The organism is Prevotella sp. C561 (assembly GCF_000224595.1).
In the GTDB taxonomy this organism is placed as follows: domain Bacteria; phylum Bacteroidota; class Bacteroidia; order Bacteroidales; family Bacteroidaceae; genus Prevotella; species Prevotella jejuni.
The window spans coordinates 15790-40666 of sequence record NZ_JH114154.1; the positions used below are offsets into that span (position 1 = coordinate 15790).

The following is a 24877-nucleotide window of genomic DNA, read 5'->3' on the forward strand; positions in this document are numbered from 1 at the left end:
GGTGTCCGTAAGTTGAAAAGGCTGATTGGTAGTATTTTTTAGGCGTCTTACTTGTAAGTTTAGTATAAAAGATGTATTTTTGCAGCGATAAAAAGAGCGAAAACAGAATTTATAATAACGTCTTAAAAACAACGAAAAAATGTTTGATTTTGTTCAACCCTACCTTGCCATTGCTGTAAAGTTGATTACGGGTATGATTGGTATTCTTGCTTTCTTGCGCATAACCGGCAAGGCTCAGATGGGACAGTTGACTCCACTTGACACCGTGAGTGCCTTTGTGATTGGTGCCTTAGTCGGTGGTGTCTTATACAATCCAGACATGTCTATCGGGCATCTCCTCTTCGCTTTGGCCGTATGGACAGGCTTTAATATGCTCGTGCGCTTTGCTATGCGTTCAGCTCGCCTACGTCATTTAATTAAGGGAGAGAGTGTCTATCTTGTGAAGAACGGTGTTATCAACTTCGGAAACTTCAAGCGTAACAGTATTGAAATGGAGCAGTTTCGTTTGCTATTAAGGCAGAAAGGCATCTTTTCTATGTTTGAAGTAGAGGACGTACTGTTTGAGGCTAATGGTTCAGTAACAGTCCTTCCTTCTGGTAAAGCATCTGAGTCTTTCCTCTTGATAAACAATGGTGAGTTTGTAGAGAGCGGTCTTATGCATAGTGGACGTTCGCAGGAATGGGCGTTACGTCTCATCAAGAAGAATGGTTTTGAAGGTCCTGGAGAGCTCTTTTGTATGGAGTGGACACCAGGTAGGGGTATTTACTTTGTTACTTACGATGGCCATGTTAAGCGTGGAATGGTAGAGGTAGAAGCCCATGAGATTGAACCCGATAACGCACAAGTATAAAGGTTGAAATATAAGTAGTGATACATGGCAAGTGTGTCACTATTTTTGTGTAATCATCTAAGTGGCGGAACGGTATTTGGTAAGATATTAAGATAAATAATGTCGGATAACCTTTCTGATTTAATCTACTTTATAACAGAAACGAAGAAGATATTAATTCTTATTATAAAAAGGATTTATAATATATGAATAAACTATTATTAATAGTCGATCCACAAGTCGACTTTATTACAGGCTCACTTCCTGTAGAGGGAGCTGCCAAGGCTATGGATGCATTGGCAACGTATGTAAAGGAACAGAGTGAGGAGTATTCAGTAAAGATAGTAACAGCAGATTGGCATCCTTACCATCATAGTTCTTTTGCTGATGAAGGTGGATTATGGCCACGCCATTGTGTGCAGCATTCTGTTGGAGCAGCTATCTGGGATTCCTTGTTGGTTGCACTTAATGAATCGAAGGGTGGTTTCACCTTATTATATAAGGGTAACAGCATAGATAAAGATGAGTATTCTATTATGCAGAACGCCGAATCAGCAAATATCCTTAGTAGGTTGATTAAGGCGTTAAAGATAGCGCAGATAGATGTATGTGGATTGGCTGGAGACATCTGTGTACTGAACACTGCAAAGGACTTAAAGGAAGTCATCGGCGATGTAAGGCTTAATGTCCTTGAAACTTATTCCCCTTCTCTGGATGGTGGAGTCGCTTTAAGTGCTTTTGTGGAAACGCTAAAATAAAAGAGAAGATGATTGGTTAGCTCTGGTCCATTATAAGTGTAAAGAGCTATAAACGTTTAGAAGGAGTTAAATCCATATCCTCCGCAGCTACTATCTATTGATGATTAGCGTGAGAGGATATGGATTTATCTCCTTCTATTCTTTGTCTTATTCGTTGTAGTAGATGGCAACTGTTGAACGAAGAGACTTATCTAAAGTCTGTTAGTCTTACTTATTAACAGTGCATCAAGTATTGTCATCGCAGCCATTGCCTCGATGATAGGGACAGCACGAGGTAGGACACAAGGATCGTGTCGACCATGTACATCCATCGTAATCGCTTCCCCCTCCATCGTTACTGTTTGCTGTTCCATGAGTAAGGTAGCGACAGGCTTGAACGCAACACGGAAATAGATGTCCTCTCCGTTACTGATGCCACCTTGTATGCCACCGCTATGGTTGGTCTCTACATTGCATATTGGGTGATGCATACTATCGTTGGTAGGGAGGAAAGTGTCGTTTTGCTGGCTACCTCGCCATGCCGATCCAGCAAAGCCTTCACCATATTCAAAACCCTTCACAGCATTGATGCTAAGCATTGCAGCACCTAATTGTGCATGGAGCTTACCAAACTCAGGCTCGCCTAAGCCCACTGGGCATCCTTTGATAACACATGAGATAACCCCACCAATCGTATCGCCTTCATGCTTCACTTGACTGATGAGCGCTTCCATCTCTCTTGCTTTGAGAGGGTCGGGACAGCGAACAGGATTCGACTCGATAATACTTAAATCATATTTATGATAGTCTCTTTCAAGTTTGATGTCGCCCACCTGTGATGTATAAGCATAGATGCTGATACCCTGCTGGCGCAATACAAGTTTGGCCAACGCCCCTGCTACGACACGTGAAAGGGTGATACGTGCTGAAGAACGACCCCCTCCTCGGTAGTCACGAATACCATATTTCGTATAATAAGTATAGTCCGCATGAGAAGGACGGAAGATGTCACGGATATTATCATAGTCCTTTGAATGGTGATTAGTATTACGGACAAGGAAGCCAATAGGCGCACCTGTTGACTTCCCCTCAAACACACCGCTTAACAGTTCTACCTGGTCTGCTTCTTTCCTATCTGTTGTGATGTGGCTTTGTCCCGGTCGACGACGCGCCAGTTCACGTTGGATGAAGTCTGTGTCAATGGTGATGCCTGCTGGCATACCATCTACTATACCCCCCACGGCAACCCCATGGCTTTCCCCAAAGGTGGTTAGTGTGAAGAGTTTTCCGAATGTATTCATATCAAAGAGTCTATGAATGATTATCGTGGAGTGGGATGTCTAATAAGAGAAACATGTTGTTTATTTTCTCTTATCAGACCTTGCTCTTTTCCTATAACATTGTTAATGACGAATAGAAAAGGGTGCGTAATTCTTAATGACAGCCACAGCAGCTTTCTTCGCCTTCCTCATGACCTCCGCAGCCACAGCCACTTCCGCAGTCGCTACCGCAGCCTCCGCCACATCCACCACCGCAGTGATGCTGCTTCAACTTCTCGAAGAAGTCTTTTACTTCCTCTTCGCTTGCCTCACGATTCTCGTAGACATGGCCACGGAAAATAAGGTCCTTGCCTGCAAGAGGGTGGTTGAGGTCGATAGTAACCTTATCGTCATCTATTTCCAAGACCGTACCTAAGAAGCGTTGACCTTCTTCGTTCTGCAAAGGAACGACGGCACCTTTATAGATGTTCTCGGCATCGAAGACTCCATTCGGTGAGAAGGTCTCTTTGTCAAAGTCTATAACACTGCTGGCATCATGCTCTCCGTAGGCTTGTTCCTTTGCAAGTGTGAACTCAAAATCAGCATCTTCCTCAAACTTAACAATCTCCTGCTCAAAAGCGGGTAAGGACAAGTCGCAACCCGTATAAAGCTCCATAGGCTTCATGTCATCTGTTTCTTCGAAGAGTTTCTCCTCACCATTTACATTGCAATATAGTTTATAGCTGACTACTACAAAACGATGTTTGTTATTCTCCATTACTGTTATTTTTATCCTTATTAAATATGTATATCTGCAAAGGTAATGATTTCAAATGGAATAAAACCTGCTTAGTTACTGTTTTTTCCTTTTCGTTGTGCTATTCTGTATGGTTTGTTAGGAAGAGGAGGGTAGAATTATCTTTTTTGTTACTGATATAAATCAAACGTATTGACGTGCGTCAAAAATATAAATAAAAACGAACTTTAAGTAACGAATAGTTATATTATATGCGAATAATCTTGTAACTTTGCATACGTAATAAGGACATTAATTACAGAATATAAGATAATAACAAGTCTTTCTGAAAGGCTTTAATTAAGAAAGAAAGGATAATTAATATGAAGAAGATTGTATTGACAGTAGCAGCGGTAATGAGTATGACTTTGGCTTTCGCAGCAGGTGAGAACGATAACAACAACACAACTACAAACACAAATGCATATAAGTTTAATGTTAGTACATACGCTTTGAGTCGTGCTTTGAACCTTGACTTCGACCAGGTAGACGTTGTTGAGGACATCAATCGCACATTTGCTACAGAGATGATGAATGCGTCTGTCGCTGAGGGTTCTGAGCGTGAGTCAAAGGTTCAGAATGCTATCAAGAAGGATCTTTCTTATATGCGTTATATTTTGAACGACCGTCAGTATCGTGAGTACGTTAAGCTCCTCAATGTGACACTGAACAATCGTGGTCTTAACAAGTAAATTGTTTCCTCTCTCCTAAAAGGGAAGGATTCAGATAAGACAATAATGAAGGCTATGAATCAGCATGCTGGTTCATAGCCTTTTTTCGTTAGTTTTCTTTATTACTTATGAGTATGTAATACTCACGCCTATTGCCTTATATCGAGTATAATTGTTTAGTATAAGCCTCTCTAAAAGTAACTTTAATCACTTTTCTCAATCGCTAACGCCACACGTCCTGAGCTTTTGTACTATGCTATTAAATGGTTAAAGAAGGCTTTTCTTACCATTGAATAATACTTCATTAGCCGTTAAAGACAAACGAATATGGGGAGAGCTTTATAAGATACTGAGAACTTAATGATAACTCAAACAGCTATTCTAATGATTCTTCTTATAGCTTTGTACAGCCCAACAACCCATGACAAGACCGATGCCAAGGAGTGCGAGAACCTGATGTAAGATACTCTTTAAGTTTCCACCACGAATGAATACAGTGCGAATCGCATCTATGAAGTAGCTTACTGGGTTGGCGTATGTAGTGAGATAAGCTGCAGCTGGCATTGACCGAGTAGGAGTAAAGAGCCCAGAGAGCAAGAGGAGTATCACAACAAAGAACCACATGACAAGTATGGCTTGCTGCATTGTGTCCGAGTAGTTGGATATTATCAAGCCGAAGGACGAGAAGAAGAGGGCTAACAACATCGCTAAGAGATAGATAAGGGTCACATTACCCACAGGAGTAATGTCGTATAAAGCCCATGACAACAGTAGGCAAACAGTGATAACAAAGAAGGCAATCAACCAATAAGGAATTAACTTTGCAAGTATAAACATCCATTTATTTACTGGTGTCACATTGATCTGTTCGATTGTACCAGCCTCCTTCTCCCCGACAATATTCAATGTTGGCAGAAAGCCTGTTATCATCATCATTATTATCGCAAATAGTGCGGGAATCATATAACGCTTATAATTCAGCTGTCTATTAAAGAGATAGAACGTAGAAACGTTCGTTTGCAATGCTTGTAAAGTAGGGACTGCATTGGTCGTCACCATCTGTGAGAGGTAAACAGACCCTATCGACCCCTTCGTTCCATTCACTGCATTGGCAGCAATGAGCACTTGTGGCTTGTTGCCCAAGGTCAGGTCACGACTATAATGTTGTGGTATCACCACAACAATGTCAGCCTCAGAATGTTCGATATCATTGAGTGCTGCGGTATAGGAAGGCTGTTGTCCGTGGAAAGAGAAGTAGTTATTGGCTGCAATCTCATGTACCAACTGTTGCGAAAGAGTAGACCTATCATTGTCTACTACATCCACAACAACATTCTTCACCTCCATATTCATGACCCAAGGCATGATACACATAATCATGACGGGGAACATAACAATGAGGCGGGGGAGGAACGGGTTGCGTCGAATCTGTGTGAACTCCTTTCGTAGAAGATATTTCAGTATCATAATGAAGTTACTCTAATCGTTTGTTAAACATGGCGAGCGATAGTCCGAGCAGGCCGATGAGCATACAAATTAAGACTATCATCTCGTGCATCACTTGTCTTACTCCCACCCCCATAATCATCAGTTTGCGCATAGCACTAGTATAGTAACGTGTCGGAATGATAGCCGAAACGTATTGCAACACCTTTGGCATCGACTCAATAGGGAAGAACATACCAGAAAGCATCACGATAGGCATGAGCAGTACCATTGCTGATAACAACAAAGCAACTAACTGTGTTTTGGCAATGTTAGATACAAGTAAGCCTAATGAAAGGGCTAAGAGGATATAGATAGTAGAGATAACGAATATCCAGAACACCGACCCCTGCAAGGGAACACCGAGTAGGCTGTTTGCCATAAGTAGGATGACAATTAGGATGATGAAGGCAAGCACCAAGTAAGGAATGGCCTTTGCGATGATGATAAGTATTGGTCGAACGGGCGATACCAGCAGCACCTCCATTGTTCCCCGCTCTTTTTCGCGAACAATAGAGATAGAAGTCATCATGGCACATACCAACATCAACAGTGTTCCCATGATAGCAGGAACGAAGTTGTAAGCCGACTTCATTTGCGGATTATACAGTAGTTTCGTATTTACTAAGCCGTTATTCGGATTCGTAATGACGGCATTGGCGTATTGAGTCCATTGTTGCGCCATATTCGGGTCGGCACCATCTACTATGAATTGAAGGCCTGAATGTCCGCTGGCATAGTCCTTTCCAAAGACGATAGCCAAGTCGGCCTTTTGGTCTCGGATAGCTTGTTCGGCCTCTACGGGAGTAGCAACAACCTGCGTTATCGTGAAATACTCCGATGCAGATAAGCGGTCGACAGCCTGCTGAGTGACGTAATCAGTGTTACTCATCACTATCACCGTCCGTACATTCCGCACGTCATTCCTAACGGCATAACCAAAGAGAAGCATCATGATGATAGGCATTCCAAAGAGAATCAGCATTGTTCGTTTGTCTCGAACAATGTGTTTAGCTTCCTTGATGATGAATGATATAAATTGTTTCATTGCTTGTTGGTTTCCTTTTTGCATGTTGTCATGCTGTTCTAAGCGATTTTCTCAAAAGCTATTAAGCTTTCTCTCAAAAGCTCCTAAGCTTTTTCCAAAAAGTTCCTAAGCTTCCTCAAATTAGTTCGCGAACTTTTTGCAGATTGTTCGCGAATATTTTCTAAACTCTTCGCGAACATTTCGTAGCGTCTCATGTAACTTAGTCTGAACTCCTCTTCGCCTGTCGAGCTAAGTAGGTAAAGACCTGGTCAATATCGGGTAGATTGAACTTCTGTTTCAGTTCGTTGGGTGTTCCGAGGGCTTTAATCTTCCCATCAACCATGATGGAGATGCGGTCGCAATATTCAGCCTCGTCCATATAGTGGGTCGTAACAAAGACGGTTATACCTCTTTGGGCGGCATCGTAGATTAATTCCCAGAATTGTCTTCGTGTAGCAGGGTCAACTCCTCCCGTCGGTTCGTCGAGGAAGACGATACCAGGAGAGTGGAAGATACTCACCGAGAAGGCTAACTTCTGTTTCCAACCTAAGGGCAGACTTGACACTAAGGTGTCACGATGTTCTGAGAAGTTCAGGCGTTGGAGAAGAGCGTCGGTCTTGTGTTTAATCTCTTTATCGTTCATTCCGTAGATACCAGCAAACAGACTGATATTCTCTGCCACAGTAAGGTCTTCATAGAGAGAGAACTTCTGACTCATATAGCCAATGTGCTTCTTTATCTGCTCATAGTCTGTCCGGATGTCGTATCCCACAACTCTTCCTGTCCCACTTGTGGGCTGGTTGAGTCCTGTGAGCATGTGCATAGCAGTTGTCTTACCTGCTCCGTTGGCTCCAAGAAAACCGAAGATTTCACCCTTTCTCACCGTGAAAGAGATATCGTCAACAGCGTGGAAAGTGCCGAAAGCCTTTACCAGATGTTCCACTTCAATTACGTTTTCTGTTGTGCTTCCCACCTTGTTGTTATCATGCTTTTCATCATGTTCAAGGTTGGGAGGACTAAAGATGTCGCTAAACTCATGGAGTATCTTCTCTGGCGAACCAGTACCTCTTATCTTGCCTTCCGATAGGAAAGCCACCCGTTCACAGCGTCTCACCTCATCAAGATAAGGGGTGGAGGCAACGATGGTTATCTCCCGCTTTTTCAGTAGGGAGAGTATGTCCCATAACTCCTTACGGCTAACAGGGTCGACACCTGTTGTCGGCTCGTCCAAGAAGAGGACACTCGGCTTATGAACGAGAGCACAGCAGAGAGCTAACTTCTGCTTCATACCACCCGATAGTGCCCCAGCCTTGCGGTCTTTGAAGGGTTCTATCTGCGAATAGATAGCCTTGATAGCATCGTAGTTCTCCTCAACTGTGGTACCAAAGAGCGTCGCAAAGAAGTGGAGGTTCTCCTCTACTGTTAAGTCTTGATAGAGTGAGAACTTCCCAGGCATGTATCCAACCCGCTTTCTTATCTCCTTCATTTCTTGTATGACATCGTACCCCTCAACCCTTACGGAGCCTTCGTCAGGAAGGAGCAAAGAACAGAGAATGCGATAGAGTGACGTCTTACCTGCACCATCTGGGCCGATAACACCGAAGAGCTCACCTTTCCTTACGGAAAAGCTGACGTCTTGTAATGCCTGTACTTTGCCGTATCGCTTAGATACTTGGTTTACTTCTATTGCGTTCATCAGCATTGTTAAAATTTCACCTCACCATACATACCTATCTTCACATAGCCATCGTTCGTGAATTGTATCTTAATGGCATACACCAAGTCGGCCCTTTCGTCGTCTGTAACAATGGTCTTTGGCGTAAACTCTGAACGGCTTGATATCCAGGTGACCACCCCATTATAGGTTTTCTTCTGACCTTTCCCATAGTCGGCCATGACCTTTACCTTCTGCCCTATCTTCACACGTTTCAATTGCTCGGAAGTAACGTATGCACGGAGAAACATCCTCTTGGTGTCGGCAATCTTGAAGAGAGGCCTACCAACAGGGACATACTCTCCAGCCTCAACATACTTCTCCAAGACCGTTCCTGTAATCGGACTCCGCACGAAGGTATGGGCTATTTGGTCGTCAAGTTGGGCTTGTTGCGTACGTACTCCAGCCTGTTGAGCATTGATACCAGCCTGTTGTGCGTCTATACCCTCCATCTGTGCCGTAATCCCTTTGTTCTGTTCGGCTAAAGAAGTGTTCTGACTACTTATCTGTTCTTCTGTGGCAGCAAGTTGTTTCAGCAATACCTGTATCTGATAGTCTATGTCATCAACTTGCTTCCGAGCGACGGCTCCGTCCTGCAAAAGCTCTGCAAAGCGTTGACGCTCCCGTTGCTGGTTTGCAATCTGCTGTCGGATAGCTGCTACCTGCTTCTTCAAATCAAGTTGTTTGCTGCTCGTTGCCAGCTGATTAGCAGCCAACTGGCGTTTGTTAGCGGCTAATTGTCCGTGTGTGGCAGCAAGTTGTTCGTTGCTACTCGTTAGTTGTTCACGCTTTAAGGTGAGCTGTCGGGCATCAATCTGACCCACTGTCAAACCTCCATTCAACACCTCTCCTTCACTTACATTGAAGTTCTCAAGCTGTCCAGTCGACTCTGCCGACACAGTCACTTCAGTAGCCTCAAATGTCCCAGTAGCGTCATAGTCTTTCTTGTCTTTCGCACATGATGCTATCATCAGAGCACCGAGGCTTATTAAAAGAAGCTTTTTCATATCTTTAGTTGTTTTATTCGTTGTTGGTGAACTTTAGGTTATACATCTCTTTGAGCATGTCAATCTCGTGTATAGCTTGCTGTGACTTGGCAGCGTTCTCATTGTTAATCTCTCTCAACAAACTATTTACATCAATAATTCCATGAGCCAGTTTCGACTCAGCAGCCTTACGGATATGGGTGCGCAGGTCGATGATTTCGTCGTCGTTCTGCATCATTTTACGGTACCTATTGATATTCTCTTTCTGTTGTATCTCGTCTATACTGTTGTTAAACAAGAATACTTCTCGTGCATTCTCTATTTGTTCTCGTTGTAGTCTCAGTTTTGCTTTATCATTCTTATGAGTATAGAGTGCACCGATGTTCCACGATAGTTTTACGCCCACTAAGCCGTTCAGACTCCATTTATGTTGCATCATATCCTCAAACATATTGAGTCCCGGATAACCATAAAAGCCTTGTGCAAAGAGCCCTAAATGTGGCTTCAATCGTGCGTCTAAGGCTTTCTCTTGTACTTCAGAAAGGCGTAATTGATTGTCAAAGAGCCTCATCTCTGGTCGAGTATTCGCTGATACAACTGCGTCAAGAGCTTGAGGTTTCTGCAGATGAGTGATTTCAATACCACAGAAGACGCTTAATATCCTACTTAACATCAGTTTCTGTGCTTTCAGACTCTCGTTAGCTTGCTCTGCGCTAAGCCGTTCGGCCCTCACGTTCTCATAGTCACTTGTTGCTGCCGTACCACCTTTCACCATGGCAGAGAGTTTCTGCTCGCTCGATTGTAGCAGTGCTTTGACATCGTCATTGAGCTTGATTTGTTCGTTAAGGAGCAAGAGTGAGAAGTATAACTCATTGACCCTTCTTCGCACCTGGTACAGGTTAACCTCGTTCTCAGCCTCCTGTACCTTTCCTTCCTGGCTGGCTATCTTACGTTGACCACTGATAGCACCACCATCATAAATAGGTTGCTGTACATCAATAGATAGCTTATATTGGTCTTTCCTAAGACCTTTCATCTTCAGTCCTACCTGTTGGAACATACTTTGCAGATGGTCAGGCCATGCAGCAACAGCGCTCTGATAAGTAGCTTGGGCAGCTGCAGTCACCTGTGGCAACCACCCTTTCTGAATGTTCTTAACCGTTAAGTCGGTTGTCTTTGCTATCAAGTCATAACGCTTGATAATGGGATAGTGCTTCTCTGCCGCACATTGGCACTCGTCTAATGTCTGTGCTTGTACAACTGATGCCGAAGCTATCAGGGAGAGGATTAATACCTTTATTCTCATATACTTTCCTGTCATTTATGGTCTAATTACTTTCATTTGACAAAGATAAGGTTATTCTGATACAGAGTGGTAATGCTTTACACCGAATAAATTGTCATATTGTACGATTTCTATATAATATCACCTCGTATTCACAAAGATAATGTTAAATTTGCAATCTAATCATACAATAAGGCAATTATGGCGGAAGTAAAGAACATCAATGCGCTCTCTATGGAGAGTATTGACCTTGATGAAGTCTATCAGCAACCCGAACAAGGAAAGATATTGATGAACGATGACATCGTATTTGTTATGGGTGGACATCTTCAAAACACTCGTTTTCTCTTGGAGGGAAAGATTTATCAGATGGTTGAACCTCGATTGATACTGGCGTTGAAAGGTCATGCTGATATTTGTGTTAACCTTCAAGACTGCCATGTTGAGAAAGGTTCTGTCATGCTCTTGCCGACAGATACGATAGTAGAAGTTAAGGAAATATCAGAAGATGCACGTGTTGTTGCAATAGTGTTCAGGGACGGCTTGGATATTATGGATGAGGTTGTCGTCAGTACCTCACCAAGTGAATTTGCTCGTTTGATGCGTATCGTGTACCTTGCATGGGATTTTATACAGATTAAACCCTATAGAACTAAGACCATCCAGAACCTTTTACAATCGATAGTTACGGATATTCAGTATTTAAGCGACCTTGAAGAAGGGAATACAAAACATGATTCGACCTCACATTTGCACGACCTTTTCTTGCAGTTTAAGCGTCTCGTTCATCGTCACTGTACGCATGAACGCTCTATTCCCTTCTATGCAGAACAATTGCATGTGACGCCCCATCATCTGTCGGCTATTATCAAGAAGGCAAGTGGTAAGAGTGTTATGCACTGGGTTAATCGTGCTACTATCCAAGAGGCAAAAGTACTTTTAAAGACAAATAACGCTATGGGATATGAGATAGCAGACCGTTTGAACTTCCCTAACGCGTCTGCCTTTTCCAAATACTTCAAGCGAGAGACTGGAATGACACCACGAGAGTATCAAGAGAAAATGACTTTATGATGGTTACTCTCTGTTTTTATTAGTAGTGGCCCTTATATTTTTTATGTTAGCATCGCATGGTATCTCATTCTATTGACCATGTTAGGAGCCCTTTCTTCCTATCTTCTCTGGTAGTGATGAGGATCAGCTTATGTTGTGTTAAAGCTCCGAATGGGTTGTACCAATGCTTCGTTCGCCTTAGACAATAATTCACCTAACAAGTAGGGAAGCATAGACGAAGATAGAGCAGACGGTGTTGTCTTAGCTCCATTCACGCCCATTATGTTTTTTACTCCTTTCCCACTTGTCAATATTTTTCGCTCCCCTCGATTCCAATACATGCTTTTCAAGGGGCAAGAAGAGGCCTAACTACATTCAAGAACATGCCCTTCTTGCGTGTTGAACATGCCCTTCTTGGGGCAAGAAGGGCGTCTTCTTTGAGACTGTTTGTAATCGGCTGATTCGTTGTAGGTTATAGACTTGTTTGTAGAATACTTTTTGCTCCTTTTTTGAGAGCAATTAGCTTGAAGGTATGTAATGAATTTTTACGGTTCTGATAATACCATTCAAGTGTGGAATGAAGTGTTAGAAGCATAAGTCATGACATAGGATGAAGAGATAGTTATGGGGTTGGTTATGTCTTTCTAAATAGCTTTGCATACTCCATTTATTTTTTGTTCCTTTGCAGAAACATATTGAATTAAGTAATTAAAACGCTATACCAGGCAATGAGATATTATCTATTTTCTATTCTGCTCTTCCTCGCTATCAGCCTAAACGCACAGCGACCACGTTATGACAAGATGTCGCCTTTCGTACGTGAGGCTATGGTGTCTTCGCTTACAGCAAAGCAACTCACTCGTTCATGTTCTGATGATAGAGTGCTAACTGCCTTTGTGCGCATTGATGGAAATGCTGCCGAACTACTACATAAATATGGAAGTAAAGAACTTGCACGGGTAGGGAATGTTAGTATTGCAGCCATTCCACTCAGTCAGTTAGGGGCTTTGTCTTGTCATCGTCGAGTGAGTAAGATTGAAACAGGTAGGCGTTGTAGCATACAGATGGATACGACGCGACTGGTTGTCAATGCTGAGCCAGTTTATAGAGGGACGGGGTTAACACAGTCATATACTGGGCGTGGGGTCGTTGTAGGCGTCCAAGACATAGGCTTCGACCTAACACATCCTAATTTCTATACGGCTGATATGAGTCGATATCGCATTAAAGCCTTATGGGATCAACTGTCACGAGACACAATAGGGTCTAATCTCTTTGTTGGACGCGACTATGTTGGTGAGGAAAGTTTACTGCGATTAGGATGCCCTTTGGATGGAACTTCACAAACACATGGTACGCATACTGCTGGTATAGCAGCGGGTAGTGGCGCAGAAGGGGATGGTGTGCTATCACCTTATAGAGGGATAGCATGTGAGGCCGACCTCATCTTTGTTGACAATGCAGCAGACAATTACGGATTGATAGAAGCAAAAGATTACTATAAGTACACCTATGCTACGGATGCACTTGGGTTTAAGTATATCTTTGATTATGCAACCCAACATCATCAACCATGTGTCATCAATTTTAGTGAGGGAAGTCCGCAAGACTTTCGAGGAGATGATCAATTATACTACGAGTTGCTTGCTGGATTAACAGGACCTGGACGTATCATTGTTTCTTCAGCTGGGAATGATGGTGCGAAGACCACCTATATTCATAAAGGTATTGATAAGGAACGTGCTGGAACATTTTTGCGTAGTAAATCAAAGAGCTTTGGCTGTACAGCTAAGTCTCGTCAACCTTTCACGTTCCGTGTGTCTATATATAATAAGGTGGCATCTCCTAAAACGGTTGATGTGAGTACGGTGCGAGTGTGTTCGTCTAAGGACTCACTTCTGACAGACTCTGTTCTCGTGGATGGAAAGATGTATAAATGGAGCGTTCTCGCCTTCCCTAATAGTTATAATCGCCAAGAAACAGCTTACGACCTACGGCTTAGTTGTAAGCAGAGGTTGGGAGATAATCCAAAAGTCTCGCTTCAAATCATGGGTAGAGATGCTGATGTTGAGCTTTATCGTACGTCTGGTGAGATGTTGACCGATGTCCTTGACCCTACGCTAAACGCTGGGGACTGTAGTAGAACGGTCTTCTCTCCATCCTCTTCGCCCGATGTCATCTCTGTTGGAGCCACTGGATATCGTACTCGGTTCATAAACTATCTAAATGAAAAGAAGGTCTATAACAATGGTACGAACGGTGTTCGCACACCATTCTCGGCCATGGGTCCTACATTCGATGGACGAATTAAGCCAGATGTAATGGCTCCTGGACAAAACATCATATCGTCATATAGCTCCTTCTATATCAGTAATACGCATAGAGAGGATGGGTCTGTAAAGAATGACTTAAAGAGCGATATTCGTCGTTTCGAGTATAATGGACGTACCTATTCGTGGAATGCTAATGCAGGAACATCAATGTCTGCGCCTGTTGTGACAGGTGCTATCGCTCTTTGGTTACAAGCTGATCCAACATTGACAACCTCCGATTGCATGGATATCTTTGCCAAGACATGTACGCATTATGACTCATCACTTAGCTATCCGAATAATCTTTATGGATATGGACAGATTGATGTTATGGCTGGACTACAAGAGGTATTACGTAGAAAGGCTTTGGGTATCAATGCTATTGAGCGTAAGGAAGAACCGTCAGATAATCGTATATTCCTCTTAGATGGTCGCTATGTGGGTACAGATGATAGTAATCTACCTAAAGGAATATACATAAGAAATGGAAAGAAGTTAATGAAATGTAATTAAAGACTCCCTAAAAGTAGGTATTTTGCACAAACCATCATTTTTAGGTATTGCACGTAATATAATTTCATTGTATCTTTGCAAGCGTAAAGAAAATAATGAATTAAATTAGTAAAAAGAAATATGAAGAAGACAATTGTTGTTTACGGTTCATCAACCGGTACATGTGAAAGCATTGCAAATACCATTGCTGAGAAACTTGGAGTTGAAGCTATTAACGTATCAGACTTTAATGCTGATGTAGTAGCAGAGAATGATAACCTTATCCTTGGGTCGTCTACTTGGGGCGCAGGTGAGCTGCAGGATGATTGGTATGATGGTATTAACGTACTGAAGAATGCTGATCTTTCTGGTAAGACTGTTGCTATCTTTGGTTGTGGTGATAGCGAAAGCTACTCAGATACATTCTGTAGTGCAATGAAGGAGATATATGATGCAGCTGAAGGTGCTAACATTCTTCCAGGTGTTTCAACAGACGGTTATACCTTTGATGATAGTGAGGCTGTTGTTGACGGTAAGTTCGTTGGCCTTGCATTGGATGACGTAAACGAAGATGATAAGACTGAAGGTCGTATTGATGCTTGGTTAGAAGCTATTAAGCCAGCATTGTAAAGGCCTTATAACTTACAATATAATTATTCATACAAAGGGATAACTATGATGACAGATATGATGTCCGCCGATATGAAGGTGCTGATGAATCACATCTACGAGTACAAGAAAGGTGTTCGACAGATGGTCTTATATACTTGTAATAAGAAGTATGAGTCATTCGCCACGCTCCGTCTTGAGCATCAGAATATCCCATATATCATACAGCCGGTGGGTCGTGACCGTATGAATCTATTCTTCGGTCGACAGGAGTGTCTTGATGCCATCCGGCTGATGATAACCAAACCTCTTAACCAACTAACGCCCGAAGAGGATTTTATCCTTGGTGCAATGTTGGGTTATGACATTCGCGTACAGTGCGAGCGGTACTGTGAACGCAAGTGTCGCACCTGTAAATGTGCGACATAAGCCAGAATTATTAAATGATAATCTTGTTCGCGAAATAAATTATTTCATAATGTTTTTGTATTATAAATAGGCTTGTCGTGAGACAGGCCTTTTTATCTTTAAACACTTAAGTATAGTTGTTTGAGATATCTTTTACGATAGTGTGCATATATGATATAAGTCGTTACCATTGTTTTATGCGTACTGTAAGTATGGTGATAGGTCTGGACAAACTGCTTATAAGCGTATTTATCTTCCAAATGATAGCACATTTAATATTTAATGTGTGCTGTATCTTGTTGAAGAGAAGAAGGTTATGAGTATAAAAGCTATGACAGCTATGACAGGAATAATAGTTTTATCTAAAAGCAGAGTTGATGATGTTTAGCCTATAGAGGGTTGGTAGAAGATTCTAAATGAAAGGGCAATGGATGATATTAACAGTATTTGGTTAGTATATAATTCACTGGAGGTTCTCTTTTATACGGGTAATCTTATTTTGACGTTGGAGGGTTAATTCTCAATATAACGAAGTAAGAAATATACATTCTTAGTGGTGTAAGTATCATTTACTAACAAATGGGTATAACGTTCCTTATCCACATCTTTTAGAGTGTAAGTCACCAACATTCATTGTGATTACTGGTTTTACTGCAAATAATAGGTATTGGGTATAACCTTCACTATCCACTTCTCGGAGGGCGTATATCATTAGCACTCATGGTGATAGCTGTTAGCACCATGAGTGACAAGTATTAACACATTGGTTGAGGATGAAGAGTAGGAGGATATTAATCCCTTCTAAATATATCTCTGGTGTACACTTTCTCCTTCACATCATCAAGGCATTTATCATAGCGGTTGGCAATGATAGCATGACAACGGCGTTTGAAATCAGAAAGATTATTGACAACAAGACTACCAAAGAAGGTTGCACCGTCTTCAAGTGTAGGCTCATAGATAATAACTTGTGCCCCTTTAGCCTTAATGCGCTTCATAACTCCTTGGATAGAACTTTGGCGGAAATTGTCACTATTCGACTTCATTGTCAGTCGATAAACACCAATGATACATTCTTTCTCTTCGTCGGGATTATAGTCTCCACGGTCATAGTAATCATAATAACCAGCCGTGTGTAACACTTGATCGGCTATAAAGTCCTTACGAGTACGGTTACTCTCGACAATAGCTTGGATAAGATTCTCTGGGACATCAGCATAGTTGGCAAGCAACTGTTTGGTGTCCTTTGGCAAGCAATAGCCTCCGTAACCAAAAGAAGGATTATTATAGAATGATCCAATACGTGGGTCAAGACAAACTCCCTGTATGATATTAGATGTATCAAGCCCTTTCACCTCAGCGTAAGTATCCAATTCATTGAAATAGCTAACACGCAGGGCGAGGTAAGTATTAGCAAATAGCTTTACAGCCTCAGCCTCGGTCAATCCCATGAAAAGGGTTGGGATATTCTCTTCTATTGCCCCTTCTTGTAATAACTGGGCAAATACATGGGCCGCACAGTCCAATCGTTCGTCACCTTCGGGGCGACCAATGATGATACGACTTGGATAAAGATTATCGTAGAGCGCCTTACTCTCACGCAGGAACTCGGGTGCAAAGAGAATATTATCACACTTATATTTAGCTCTGATATTCTCTGTATATCCAACAGGGATAGTCGACTTAATCACCATAATAGCCTTAGGATTCACCTTCATTACGATTTCGATGACTTCTTCAACATGTCGTGTGTCAAAGTAGTTCTTTACAGGGTCGTAATTAGTTGGTGTGGCAATGACTACAAAGTCAGCATCTTTATAAGCCGTCTCTGCATCCATCGTAGCGGTGAGGTTTAAGTCCTTCTCGCTCAAATACTGTTCTATATAATCGTCTTGAATAGGCGAACGCTTATTATTAATCAGTTCCACCTTTTCTTTAACTACATCAACAGCCATTACAGGGTGGTGTTGACTCAGCAATGTAGCTATACTGAGACCCACATAACCAGTTCCAGCCACAGCTATCTTTACGTCTTTAATATCCTTATCCATTGTTTTGTTCAGCTTGTATGCAAAGATACGTATTTCTATTTGAATACTACAAAGGATAAGGACAAAATCCTTACTAAATCCCTTCTTGCCTTTGTTTTATTTGCCTCTCAGCTTTTTAGTGTTCTTTTGTTATTGTTTATATGAAATATAGAGATGTGTAAATGATAGATAGAAATGACTTACGTTCAGTGTAAATCATACTGCAACAGGTAAAAGACGATGATTATAAAAATCCCAGACAACCATTTTGTTGCCTGGGATTTTATGTTAGTACTAATCTTATTTACAGTTTAGATAGATGTTTTGTTTTATCCGCAGTGGAAGTACTGGCGAACAAGTTTTTCCATCATCATCTCCTTGCCCTCTATCTCTTGACGTAGTGTACGGTCATTGTATGAGCGGAGCTGTTTGATGATACCATCAATCATGGCAGGAGAGAACACATCATACTCTTCATAAACCTTGCGTTGACGTTCCAAGCAATCCGCTGAAGCAGCACAGCTATCAGGCAGTTGAGCCAATGTAGCATAGCGTTCAGCATTCTTTGGATCGTGGATGTCACCGTCAGCAAAGGTTCTCTCTGCCTCTGCCTCAGCGTTGGCCATCTCGAAGCCATGGCGACAAGCAACGCAAAGACCAGCCAAGAGCTGATAGATATCAGCCGAAGCGTCAGGTGAACGCATCTCGACAGTCTGCTTGATAGAGTAGTCACGTGCTGTAAGTGGCTCCACGTTGTTAGCCTTATGGCACATATCTTCGCCAGAAGTCCAGCCTAATGGTACACGAACAAGCACAGAACGGTTGCTCATACCCCAGCATACATTTGTTGGAGCCTCCTGATGTGGAACAAGACGGAAGTAAGATGTTGGGTTCTTATTACCAAAGGCAGTGATACTTTCTGCCAAATCCATCATACCCGCAATAGCCTTACGAGCGTCCAGTGACAACTTACCATTGTCTAACATCATATTCTTTCCGTCCTTCATTATGCGCATGTGGATGTGCATACCAGACCCGGCTTTGCCCACAGTAATCTTAGGAGCGAAAGTAATATCAAGTCCTTCCTCATAACCTAAGCTGCGGATAACCCATTTAGCAATGAGTAATTGCTCCGCACACTCGTTTGCAGGGACTGGTAAGAACTCAATTTCGTTCTGTTCATAGCAGCGTCCATTCTCCACGAAGTTGCCCACCTCAGAGTGTCCATACTTAATTTTTCCGCCACACTCGGCAATTAGTTGCATAGAGCGCATGCGGAAATCGTTACCCTTAGAGAAAGGTGTACTCTCGTGATAACCATGTTGGTCGTCAGCAGGGAACACTCCCTCATCCTCTCGGATAACATAATACTCTAACTCACCCATAGCCTGAAACTCCATGCCTGTCACTTTCTTAAAGGCATCCATAGCCTTTCGGAGCGTGTACTCAGGTGATGAAGCTAACGGATTGCCGTCACGATCGAAGAATGAACAGAGCATGCAAAGCGTTGGAATCTCTGAGAAAGGATCGATGAAAGCCGTAGAGAAACGAGGCATTACATAGAGGTCACTACTTCCTGCAGCAATGAAGCTGAAGAGTGAAGAGCCGTCAACGCGCTCGCCACTTGTAAGGATTGTCTCCAAGTAGTCGGGGGTGTGGAGCATGAAATTCAATGTTTTCAATCGTCCATCACCAGCAGGATACATAAAGTTTACCATCTTGATGTTCAAGTCTTCGACAACTTGTTTGATGTCATCTTTCGTAAACTCATGTGCATTCTTCCCAAGGTGTGCTTCCAGCCTATTAGCTGAACGCGTAAAAAGGTTATTCTCCATTGTCATAGGTTTTATAAAGTTAGTATTCGATTCTGCTGACAAAAATACATATTAATTTCTTTATTCGCAATTATTTTACATACTATTTTTCTTCACATCATTATTGGTAACCATCTTGTCCTTTTTCTTTTTGTGTCTTTTTCCTATCTATGAGAACCTTGATGTTAGGTTTTCTTTGTACTTTTGTATCGTTGGAGTAATAAAAGGAGATATCTTATGACAAAAAAGAAAACAATAAACCTGTCGAATAATCGTACTGTTAAGAAGGCTTCTATAGCTGATTTGTCGGTTGTAATAGACTTTATTGAACAAGGGAAAGCAAAGATGATAAAAGCTGGCAATCCTAATCAATGGTCAGCAAACTATCCTGCTATAGAGACCATAGAGCGTGACATTGTGCAAGGCGATTGTTATCTGCTTTATGAAGGAGGCAAGGCCATTGCAACATTTGTATTCAAAGAGGGGCCAGAGCCTAATTATCAGCGTAATGATGATGGTAGTTGGCTCGACGATCAACCTTATTATGTTATCCATCGTGCGGCATCTGCAGAAGGTGTACATGGTGTGATGGCAGATGTCATCAGCTATTGTTCGTCGTTTACCTCCTCCATTCGTATTGACACACATGCAGACAATCGTCCTATGCAAGCCTCCTTGGCTCGGTTAGGTTTTGTTTATTGTGGTGTTATCTACGTGGAGAATGGGGATAGTAGACGAGCTTTTCAACGTATATTTTAGCTATCTATCACCGTATTACTTTGTTTCCTCTTTCAGAGTAAGTGGTTGTTTACGTTTTAGAAGTCTAAGTTCTCCTTCCTAATAATAAGTATCGTAATTGGTAGTTAAGTTCTCCTTCTGAATTATTTTCATGAAAAGAAGAATTTATTTACACGAACGGAAATATTTATTTTCATGAAGAAAAATATTTTTCTTCATGAAAATAAATCAAAGAGAGAGTTGTTTGCTTCAATGGTGAAGACGTAGAACAAGTGGTAAATGGTCGCTAAATCCATTGTTAAAACGCATTCCATTATAGTTACGGCGGGGCTTTACTCCGCCGTATTTCGTATCTTCTTCTAACAAGAAGGGTGCATCATTGATACGACAACCAGCCACCCACGACCGTAGGTTATCACTAATGAGCATCTGGTCGAGGCTACCCCACTCTCCATGATAACGATAGGTTCCTTTCGCACCATTACGTCCCTGCACCCCTGCCGACACATTAAACAACCCATGTTCGTATGCGAGTAAAAGCGAAGGACTGTCAGCATAATCATTGAAGTCGCCCATCACCAATAGTTTCGGTTCTGTATAAGTACGGCGAAGAGAGTCTATAGCATTACATAACCGCTCCATCACGTGTTTTCTAAAAGGTCGGGAATAAAGTTCGCCACCCATTCTACTCGGTGCATGAAGTAGGAAGATGTGTAGCGTATCACCGTTTTCTATTTCGCCTTCTACATGTAGGATATCACGAGTCGGACGCATATTCTTCATTGGCTTGACGCGTAACGTATCCGCTTTAATCAAGCGGAAGGAGAAAGGCGAGTACAATAAAGCCACGTCAATACCACGAGCATCATTAGAGGAAGTCATCACATACTCATAACGAGCCTTACGTAATAATGAACGACGAGTAAGATCAAAGAGCACACTATCGTTCTCCACCTCACATAAACCCACTATATCGGGTAGCGACCAACCGCTGCTATCTTCCCCACAAGCAATGATTGCTTGTCCTATCCTATTCAGTTTCTGCCAGTATTTAGTACGTGTCCAATGACGGGGAGAGTCTGGCAAGAACTCATGGTCGTCTTTTAAGGAATCATGCCGAGTATCAAACAGGTTCTCGGTATTGAACTCAACAATCGTTAAACGTGTTTGAGCTACTGACAGAAGCGTACTCAACAGAAGAAAGGAGGTTAACAATATGCGCATAGTAGTTAGGTTTTAAGGATATAGCAATTATTTCTTTATTTCGATATCTCGTGCCACATGATTGCGAATCTTGGTTAGATAAGCTTTCATTTTAGCTGCATCTTTATCGTTGATAATCTGTAACAGTTCCTTTAACTCTGTGCGTATCTGTGCCACTTGGTCATAGGTATATGGGTTGAAGAGAATTTCCTGAAGCAGATAATCGTCTTCGTTCAATACTCCCTTAGCTATCCGCATGTGCCGTTTGAAGGTTGTGCCTGGTGCGTCTTGGTGTTTCATCACAGCCGCAAAGACGAAGGTAGAGACGAAAGGAATACTCAGAGAATAAGCTACAGTCTTATCGTGTTCCTCGAAGCTATACTCATATATATTCAAGCCGAGCCTTTGGTAGAGGTCCTTAAAGAAGATTCGGCCCATATAATCGCCTTCACTGATGATGATTGCATTCTCTTCACTTAGCTGATTGAGGTTGGCGAAGGTTGGACCAAACATTGGATGCGTAGAGACGTATGGGTGGCCACATTGGTCATACCAGGCTTTCAGGCCCGTCTTTACCGAACTGATATCAGACAAAATACAGTCCTTCGGTAATACGGGTAGCACCTCTTCAAATGCTGATAACGTATATTTCACTGTTACAGCATTGATAACAAGCTCTGGTAGAAAGCCTTTCACTTCCTCCAAAGACGTAAACCTCTGACAGTTATAAGTAAAGCGAAGACGGCGTGCATCCTTCTCGTAAGCAGCCACTTCATGGTCGAAACTGAGCAAGTCGATGAAGAAACTCCCCATCTTTCCTGCTCCCATAATTAGTATTCTCATGTTTGCTTGAGTGTTAGGTGGTTGGTGTTGGGTGATAAATGATAGGTGGTGAATGATGGGTGATGGGTGTTTACGAATTGTAATGGTGACTGTTAGATGATGAGTGGTGAGTAAAGAAAAGCATATTTAGGAGATTTTTACATAACGTCATTACATCCCCTTCATCACTATTCATCAACACCTAACACCCATCACCCAACACCCACTACCCTACTTATTCACTATCTCCAGTTGTTGACGTACACTTTCCTCATGTATGAGTTCAAAGACTTGAGCAGCAAAGTTAGCATCCATACCACAAAGACTTGCTTGTGCACCACGCTTCTCAAGGATTTCATTGTATCTACCAGCCTGAAGAATGGTCATGTTGTGCTCCTTCTTAAAGGTTCCTATCTCTCGACAAATACGGAAACGCTTGGCAAGTAGACCCATCAAAGAGTTGTCTATCTCGTCTATCTGTGTACGAAGGAAACGCAGCTCTTCGGTGGTTGAGTTATGATCACGCACCACTAAGAGAGAAAGGATATAATCAAGAATATCAGGGGTGACCTGCTGTGCGGCATCACTCCATGCCTTCTCCGGACTACAATGACTCTCAACAATCAGACCATCAAACCCTAAGTCCATCGCCTGTTGGCAAAGAGGCGCAATCAAGTCACGCCGTCCTCCAATATGACTTGGGTCACAGATAATTGGCAGACCAGGTATTCTTCGACGCAACTCAATAGGAATCTGCCACATAGGAGCATTTCTATAGATCTTCTTTTCATAACTTGAGAAACCTCGATGGATAACACCCAGTCGCTTCAAGCCCGCTTGATTAAGACGAAGAAGTGCCCCTATCCACAGCTCAAGGTCTGGGTTTACTGGGTTCTTAACCAATACTGGGATGTCTACTCCTTGTAAGGCATCAGCCAAAGCCTGCACAGCAAAAGGATTAGCAGACGTTCTTGCACCTATCCACAAGATGTCCATATCATACTTCAAGGCAGCCTCAACATGCTCAGGTGTAGCTACTTCGGTAGCAATCAGCATTCCTGTCTCTTCTTTCACTTGCTTCATCCATGGTAAGGCCATCTCACCATTACCCTCAAAACCACCCGGTTTCGTCCGTGGTTTCCATATACCTGCACGGAAGATATGGCACCCCTTGGCTGCAAGATTGCGTGCTGTAGACATCACCTGTTCTTCTGTTTCAGCCGAACAAGGACCAGCAATAACTATAGGGCGTTTCTTATCGCTCGGTAGTCGTAAAGGTTCTAACTCTAACTCCATAATTATCTATCTTTTAGTCTTTACTTTCTTAATTGTTCTCCAAAGGTAATATAAATGATGCATATAACCTTATTTTACCAGTCTAAAGATGCAATACGGGCGTACGCTTCCTTCATCTGCTCGTCTTTTGCACATAGAGAGAGGCGCACATAACGTCGACCATTACTCCCAAAGATGAAGCCAGGCGCTATAAACACATGTGCTTCATGTAACACACGCTCTGTCAGTTGTTCTGCATCAACATACTTCTCTGGTATCTTACCCCATAGAAACATACCGACTTGAGACTTATCATAGGTGCAACCTAATAGTGACATTATCTCTTCTGCGATAACTCGACGGGAGCGATAAACGGCTATGTTATAGTGCTGATGCCACTCATCTGTATTCGTGTTCATAGCTTCGGCTGCTGCTAACTGAATACCTCTGAAGGTTCCTGAGTCGATATTACTCTTCACTTTCAGTATCCATGAGATGAATGTTGGGTTGGTAACGCACATTCCAACACGCCAGCCTGGCATATTATATGACTTCGAAAGGGAGTTAAATTCAATACAGCAATCCTTTGCGCCAGGTACTTGTAACAGGCTCAACTTCTCCCCTTCATTGAGAATAAACGAATAGGGGTTATCGTTAACGACAACTATACCATGTCGACGAGCAAAGTCTACTAAGCGTTGATAGGTCTCTCGACAAGCATTCCCACCTGTTGGCATATTCGGATAGTTGGTCCACATCAGCCGAACTCGACTCAGGTCCATTTGCTCTAATGCGTCGAAATCAGGTTGCCAACCCTTGTCTTCCCTCAAGTCATAGGTGACCACCTCTGCTCCTAATAGTCGGGAGAGTGCTGTGTAGGTAGGATAACCTGGATTAGGAACCAACACCTGCTCGCCAGGATTTACGAAGGCCAAGGTGACATGTAGGATTCCTTCCTTAGAGCCAATGAGAGGTTGTACCTCTGTAGCAGCATCTATCTCTACATCATACCACCGTTTATAAAAGCCAGCCATAGCCGTACGGAGTTCTGACGTACCTATTGTAGGCTGATAACCATGCTCTGACGATAGGCAGGCTACCTCACAGAGTTTATCAACAGTTTGTTTTGACGGTGGCATATCTGGGCTGCCAATGGCCAAGGAGATGATATCCTTTCCCTCAGCGTTCATCTTCGCCACCTCCTTCAGTTTGCGTGAGAAGTAGTATTCCTGCACTTCTTGCACTCTATTTGCTGGCTGTATCATAAGCTACTTAGTTTATATTGTGTCCTTGTGTTCCATCTACTGAGGCATTACCTCAGTACTCCTTCCC

Annotated in this window: 21 protein-coding genes; 8 read left to right on the top strand and 13 right to left on the bottom strand. The window is 42.5% G+C overall.

Annotated elements, in window-relative coordinates; genetic code table 11:
- Positions 1-139 precede the first annotated feature (139 nt).
- Together HMPREF0666_RS13470 and HMPREF0666_RS13475 are read left to right on the top strand one after the other, a co-directional pair.
- Complete coding sequence (locus HMPREF0666_RS13470; RefSeq protein WP_009012920.1) at positions 140-850, top strand: DUF421 domain-containing protein; 711 nt, start codon at positions 140-142, stop codon at positions 848-850.
- A 185-nt stretch (positions 851-1035) separates the two neighbouring features.
- On the top strand, positions 1036-1587 hold the full coding sequence (locus HMPREF0666_RS13475; protein ID WP_009012921.1) for an isochorismatase family protein: 552 nt from the start codon (positions 1036-1038) through the stop codon (positions 1585-1587).
- A gap of 191 nt (positions 1588-1778) precedes the next feature.
- On the opposite strand, the gene aroC is transcribed toward HMPREF0666_RS13475, so the two are convergent.
- Complete coding sequence (gene aroC, locus HMPREF0666_RS13480; protein ID WP_009012922.1) at positions 1779-2867, bottom strand: chorismate synthase; 1089 nt, start codon at positions 2865-2867, stop codon at positions 1779-1781.
- A 133-nt stretch (positions 2868-3000) separates the two neighbouring features.
- Positions 3001-3603 (bottom strand): peptidylprolyl isomerase, encoded by a 603-nt coding sequence (locus HMPREF0666_RS13485; RefSeq protein WP_009012923.1) that lies wholly within the window; start codon positions 3601-3603, stop codon positions 3001-3003.
- Positions 3604-3944: 341 nt separating this feature from the next.
- Here HMPREF0666_RS13485 and HMPREF0666_RS13490 point away from each other — a divergent pair, with 341 nt between their 5' ends.
- Positions 3945-4313, top strand: coding sequence for a hypothetical protein (locus tag HMPREF0666_RS13490; RefSeq protein WP_009012924.1), 369 nt, complete (start codon positions 3945-3947; stop codon positions 4311-4313).
- A 360-nt stretch (positions 4314-4673) separates the two neighbouring features.
- On the opposite strand, the gene HMPREF0666_RS13495 is transcribed toward HMPREF0666_RS13490, so the two are convergent.
- From HMPREF0666_RS13495 to HMPREF0666_RS13515, 5 genes are all read right to left on the bottom strand, one after another.
- On the bottom strand, positions 4674-5759 hold the full coding sequence (locus HMPREF0666_RS13495) for an ABC transporter permease (RefSeq protein WP_009012925.1): 1086 nt from the start codon (positions 5757-5759) through the stop codon (positions 4674-4676).
- Positions 5760-5766: 7 nt separating this feature from the next.
- Positions 5767-6825: an ABC transporter permease gene (locus HMPREF0666_RS13500; RefSeq protein ID WP_042856427.1), complete on the bottom strand. Its 1059-nt coding sequence runs from the start codon at positions 6823-6825 to the stop codon at positions 5767-5769.
- Positions 6826-7024: 199 nt separating this feature from the next.
- The gene (locus HMPREF0666_RS13505) at positions 7025-8500 is read right to left on the bottom strand and encodes an ATP-binding cassette domain-containing protein (RefSeq protein WP_009012927.1); all 1476 of its coding nucleotides are present in this window, start codon (positions 8498-8500) and stop codon (positions 7025-7027) included.
- 8 nt (positions 8501-8508) lie between these two features.
- Complete coding sequence (locus tag HMPREF0666_RS13510; protein WP_009012928.1) at positions 8509-9525, bottom strand: HlyD family secretion protein; 1017 nt, start codon at positions 9523-9525, stop codon at positions 8509-8511.
- Positions 9526-9538: 13 nt separating this feature from the next.
- Positions 9539-10810, bottom strand: coding sequence for a TolC family protein (locus HMPREF0666_RS13515; RefSeq protein ID WP_042856429.1), 1272 nt, complete (start codon positions 10808-10810; stop codon positions 9539-9541).
- Between the two features lie 180 nt (positions 10811-10990).
- On the opposite strand from HMPREF0666_RS13515, the gene HMPREF0666_RS13520 reads away from it, so the two are divergent.
- From HMPREF0666_RS13520 to HMPREF0666_RS13535, 4 genes are all read left to right on the top strand, one after another.
- Entirely contained in the window at positions 10991-11863 is an 873-nt protein-coding gene (locus HMPREF0666_RS13520) for an AraC family transcriptional regulator (protein WP_009012930.1), read from the top strand.
- A 707-nt stretch (positions 11864-12570) separates the two neighbouring features.
- Complete coding sequence (locus HMPREF0666_RS13525; protein ID WP_009012931.1) at positions 12571-14667, top strand: S8 family serine peptidase; 2097 nt, start codon at positions 12571-12573, stop codon at positions 14665-14667.
- Positions 14668-14787: 120 nt separating this feature from the next.
- Entirely contained in the window at positions 14788-15276 is a 489-nt protein-coding gene (gene fldA / locus HMPREF0666_RS13530) for a flavodoxin FldA (protein WP_009012932.1), read from the top strand.
- A gap of 48 nt (positions 15277-15324) precedes the next feature.
- Entirely contained in the window at positions 15325-15684 is a 360-nt protein-coding gene (locus tag HMPREF0666_RS13535; RefSeq protein ID WP_176414839.1) for a DUF2023 family protein, read from the top strand.
- A gap of 770 nt (positions 15685-16454) precedes the next feature.
- On the opposite strand, the gene HMPREF0666_RS13540 is transcribed toward HMPREF0666_RS13535, so the two are convergent.
- Both HMPREF0666_RS13540 and HMPREF0666_RS13545 read right to left on the bottom strand, forming a co-directional pair.
- Positions 16455-17714 (bottom strand): nucleotide sugar dehydrogenase, encoded by a 1260-nt coding sequence (locus tag HMPREF0666_RS13540; RefSeq protein ID WP_009012936.1) that lies wholly within the window; start codon positions 17712-17714, stop codon positions 16455-16457.
- A 308-nt stretch (positions 17715-18022) separates the two neighbouring features.
- Positions 18023-19528, bottom strand: a complete 1506-nt coding sequence (locus HMPREF0666_RS13545) for a glutamine synthetase family protein (RefSeq protein ID WP_009012937.1) — start codon at positions 19526-19528, stop codon at positions 18023-18025.
- 216 nt (positions 19529-19744) lie between these two features.
- Here HMPREF0666_RS13545 and HMPREF0666_RS13550 point away from each other — a divergent pair, with 216 nt between their 5' ends.
- Positions 19745-20266, top strand: a complete 522-nt coding sequence (locus tag HMPREF0666_RS13550; RefSeq protein WP_009012938.1) for a GNAT family acetyltransferase — start codon at positions 19745-19747, stop codon at positions 20264-20266.
- A gap of 228 nt (positions 20267-20494) precedes the next feature.
- Here HMPREF0666_RS13550 and HMPREF0666_RS13555 read toward each other — a convergent pair whose 3' ends face one another.
- The 4 genes from HMPREF0666_RS13555 to HMPREF0666_RS13570 all read right to left on the bottom strand — a co-directional run bounded on the left by HMPREF0666_RS13555 (position 20495) and on the right by HMPREF0666_RS13570 (position 24810).
- Positions 20495-21469 (bottom strand): endonuclease/exonuclease/phosphatase family protein, encoded by a 975-nt coding sequence (locus HMPREF0666_RS13555; RefSeq protein WP_009012939.1) that lies wholly within the window; start codon positions 21467-21469, stop codon positions 20495-20497.
- Positions 21470-21496: 27 nt separating this feature from the next.
- Positions 21497-22291 carry a prephenate dehydrogenase/arogenate dehydrogenase family protein gene (locus HMPREF0666_RS13560; RefSeq protein WP_009012940.1) on the bottom strand — a complete coding sequence of 265 codons (795 nt, stop codon included), beginning with the start codon at positions 22289-22291 and terminating at the stop codon, positions 21497-21499.
- Positions 22292-22501: 210 nt separating this feature from the next.
- A complete protein-coding gene (locus HMPREF0666_RS13565; RefSeq protein ID WP_009012941.1) occupies positions 22502-23566 on the bottom strand; it encodes a bifunctional 3-deoxy-7-phosphoheptulonate synthase/chorismate mutase type II in 1065 nt (354 codons plus the stop codon).
- A gap of 74 nt (positions 23567-23640) precedes the next feature.
- The gene (locus tag HMPREF0666_RS13570; protein ID WP_009012942.1) at positions 23641-24810 is read right to left on the bottom strand and encodes a pyridoxal phosphate-dependent aminotransferase; all 1170 of its coding nucleotides are present in this window, start codon (positions 24808-24810) and stop codon (positions 23641-23643) included.
- Between the last annotated feature and the right edge of the window lie 67 nt (positions 24811-24877).

Coding starts and splice junctions, on each gene's coding strand:
- HMPREF0666_RS13470 (WP_009012920.1), top strand. CDS start 140: ATGTTTGATTTTGTTCAACCCTACCTTGCCATTGCTGTAAAGTTGATT.
- HMPREF0666_RS13475 (WP_009012921.1), top strand. CDS start 1,036: ATGAATAAACTATTATTAATAGTCGATCCACAAGTCGACTTTATTACA.
- aroC (WP_009012922.1), bottom strand. CDS start 2,867: ATGAATACATTCGGAAAACTCTTCACACTAACCACCTTTGGGGAAAGC.
- HMPREF0666_RS13485 (WP_009012923.1), bottom strand. CDS start 3,603: ATGGAGAATAACAAACATCGTTTTGTAGTAGTCAGCTATAAACTATAT.
- HMPREF0666_RS13490 (WP_009012924.1), top strand. CDS start 3,945: ATGAAGAAGATTGTATTGACAGTAGCAGCGGTAATGAGTATGACTTTG.
- HMPREF0666_RS13495 (WP_009012925.1), bottom strand. CDS start 5,759: ATGATACTGAAATATCTTCTACGAAAGGAGTTCACACAGATTCGACGC.
- HMPREF0666_RS13500 (WP_042856427.1), bottom strand. CDS start 6,825: ATGAAACAATTTATATCATTCATCATCAAGGAAGCTAAACACATTGTT.
- HMPREF0666_RS13505 (WP_009012927.1), bottom strand. CDS start 8,500: ATGAACGCAATAGAAGTAAACCAAGTATCTAAGCGATACGGCAAAGTA.
- HMPREF0666_RS13510 (WP_009012928.1), bottom strand. CDS start 9,525: ATGAAAAAGCTTCTTTTAATAAGCCTCGGTGCTCTGATGATAGCATCA.
- HMPREF0666_RS13515 (WP_042856429.1), bottom strand. CDS start 10,810: ATGAGAATAAAGGTATTAATCCTCTCCCTGATAGCTTCGGCATCAGTT.
- HMPREF0666_RS13520 (WP_009012930.1), top strand. CDS start 10,991: ATGGCGGAAGTAAAGAACATCAATGCGCTCTCTATGGAGAGTATTGAC.
- HMPREF0666_RS13525 (WP_009012931.1), top strand. CDS start 12,571: ATGAGATATTATCTATTTTCTATTCTGCTCTTCCTCGCTATCAGCCTA.
- fldA (WP_009012932.1), top strand. CDS start 14,788: ATGAAGAAGACAATTGTTGTTTACGGTTCATCAACCGGTACATGTGAA.
- HMPREF0666_RS13535 (WP_176414839.1), top strand. CDS start 15,325: ATGACAGATATGATGTCCGCCGATATGAAGGTGCTGATGAATCACATC.
- HMPREF0666_RS13540 (WP_009012936.1), bottom strand. CDS start 17,714: ATGGATAAGGATATTAAAGACGTAAAGATAGCTGTGGCTGGAACTGGT.
- HMPREF0666_RS13545 (WP_009012937.1), bottom strand. CDS start 19,528: ATGGAGAATAACCTTTTTACGCGTTCAGCTAATAGGCTGGAAGCACAC.
- HMPREF0666_RS13550 (WP_009012938.1), top strand. CDS start 19,745: ATGACAAAAAAGAAAACAATAAACCTGTCGAATAATCGTACTGTTAAG.
- HMPREF0666_RS13555 (WP_009012939.1), bottom strand. CDS start 21,469: ATGCGCATATTGTTAACCTCCTTTCTTCTGTTGAGTACGCTTCTGTCA.
- HMPREF0666_RS13560 (WP_009012940.1), bottom strand. CDS start 22,291: ATGAGAATACTAATTATGGGAGCAGGAAAGATGGGGAGTTTCTTCATC.
- HMPREF0666_RS13565 (WP_009012941.1), bottom strand. CDS start 23,566: ATGGAGTTAGAGTTAGAACCTTTACGACTACCGAGCGATAAGAAACGC.
- HMPREF0666_RS13570 (WP_009012942.1), bottom strand. CDS start 24,810: ATGATACAGCCAGCAAATAGAGTGCAAGAAGTGCAGGAATACTACTTC.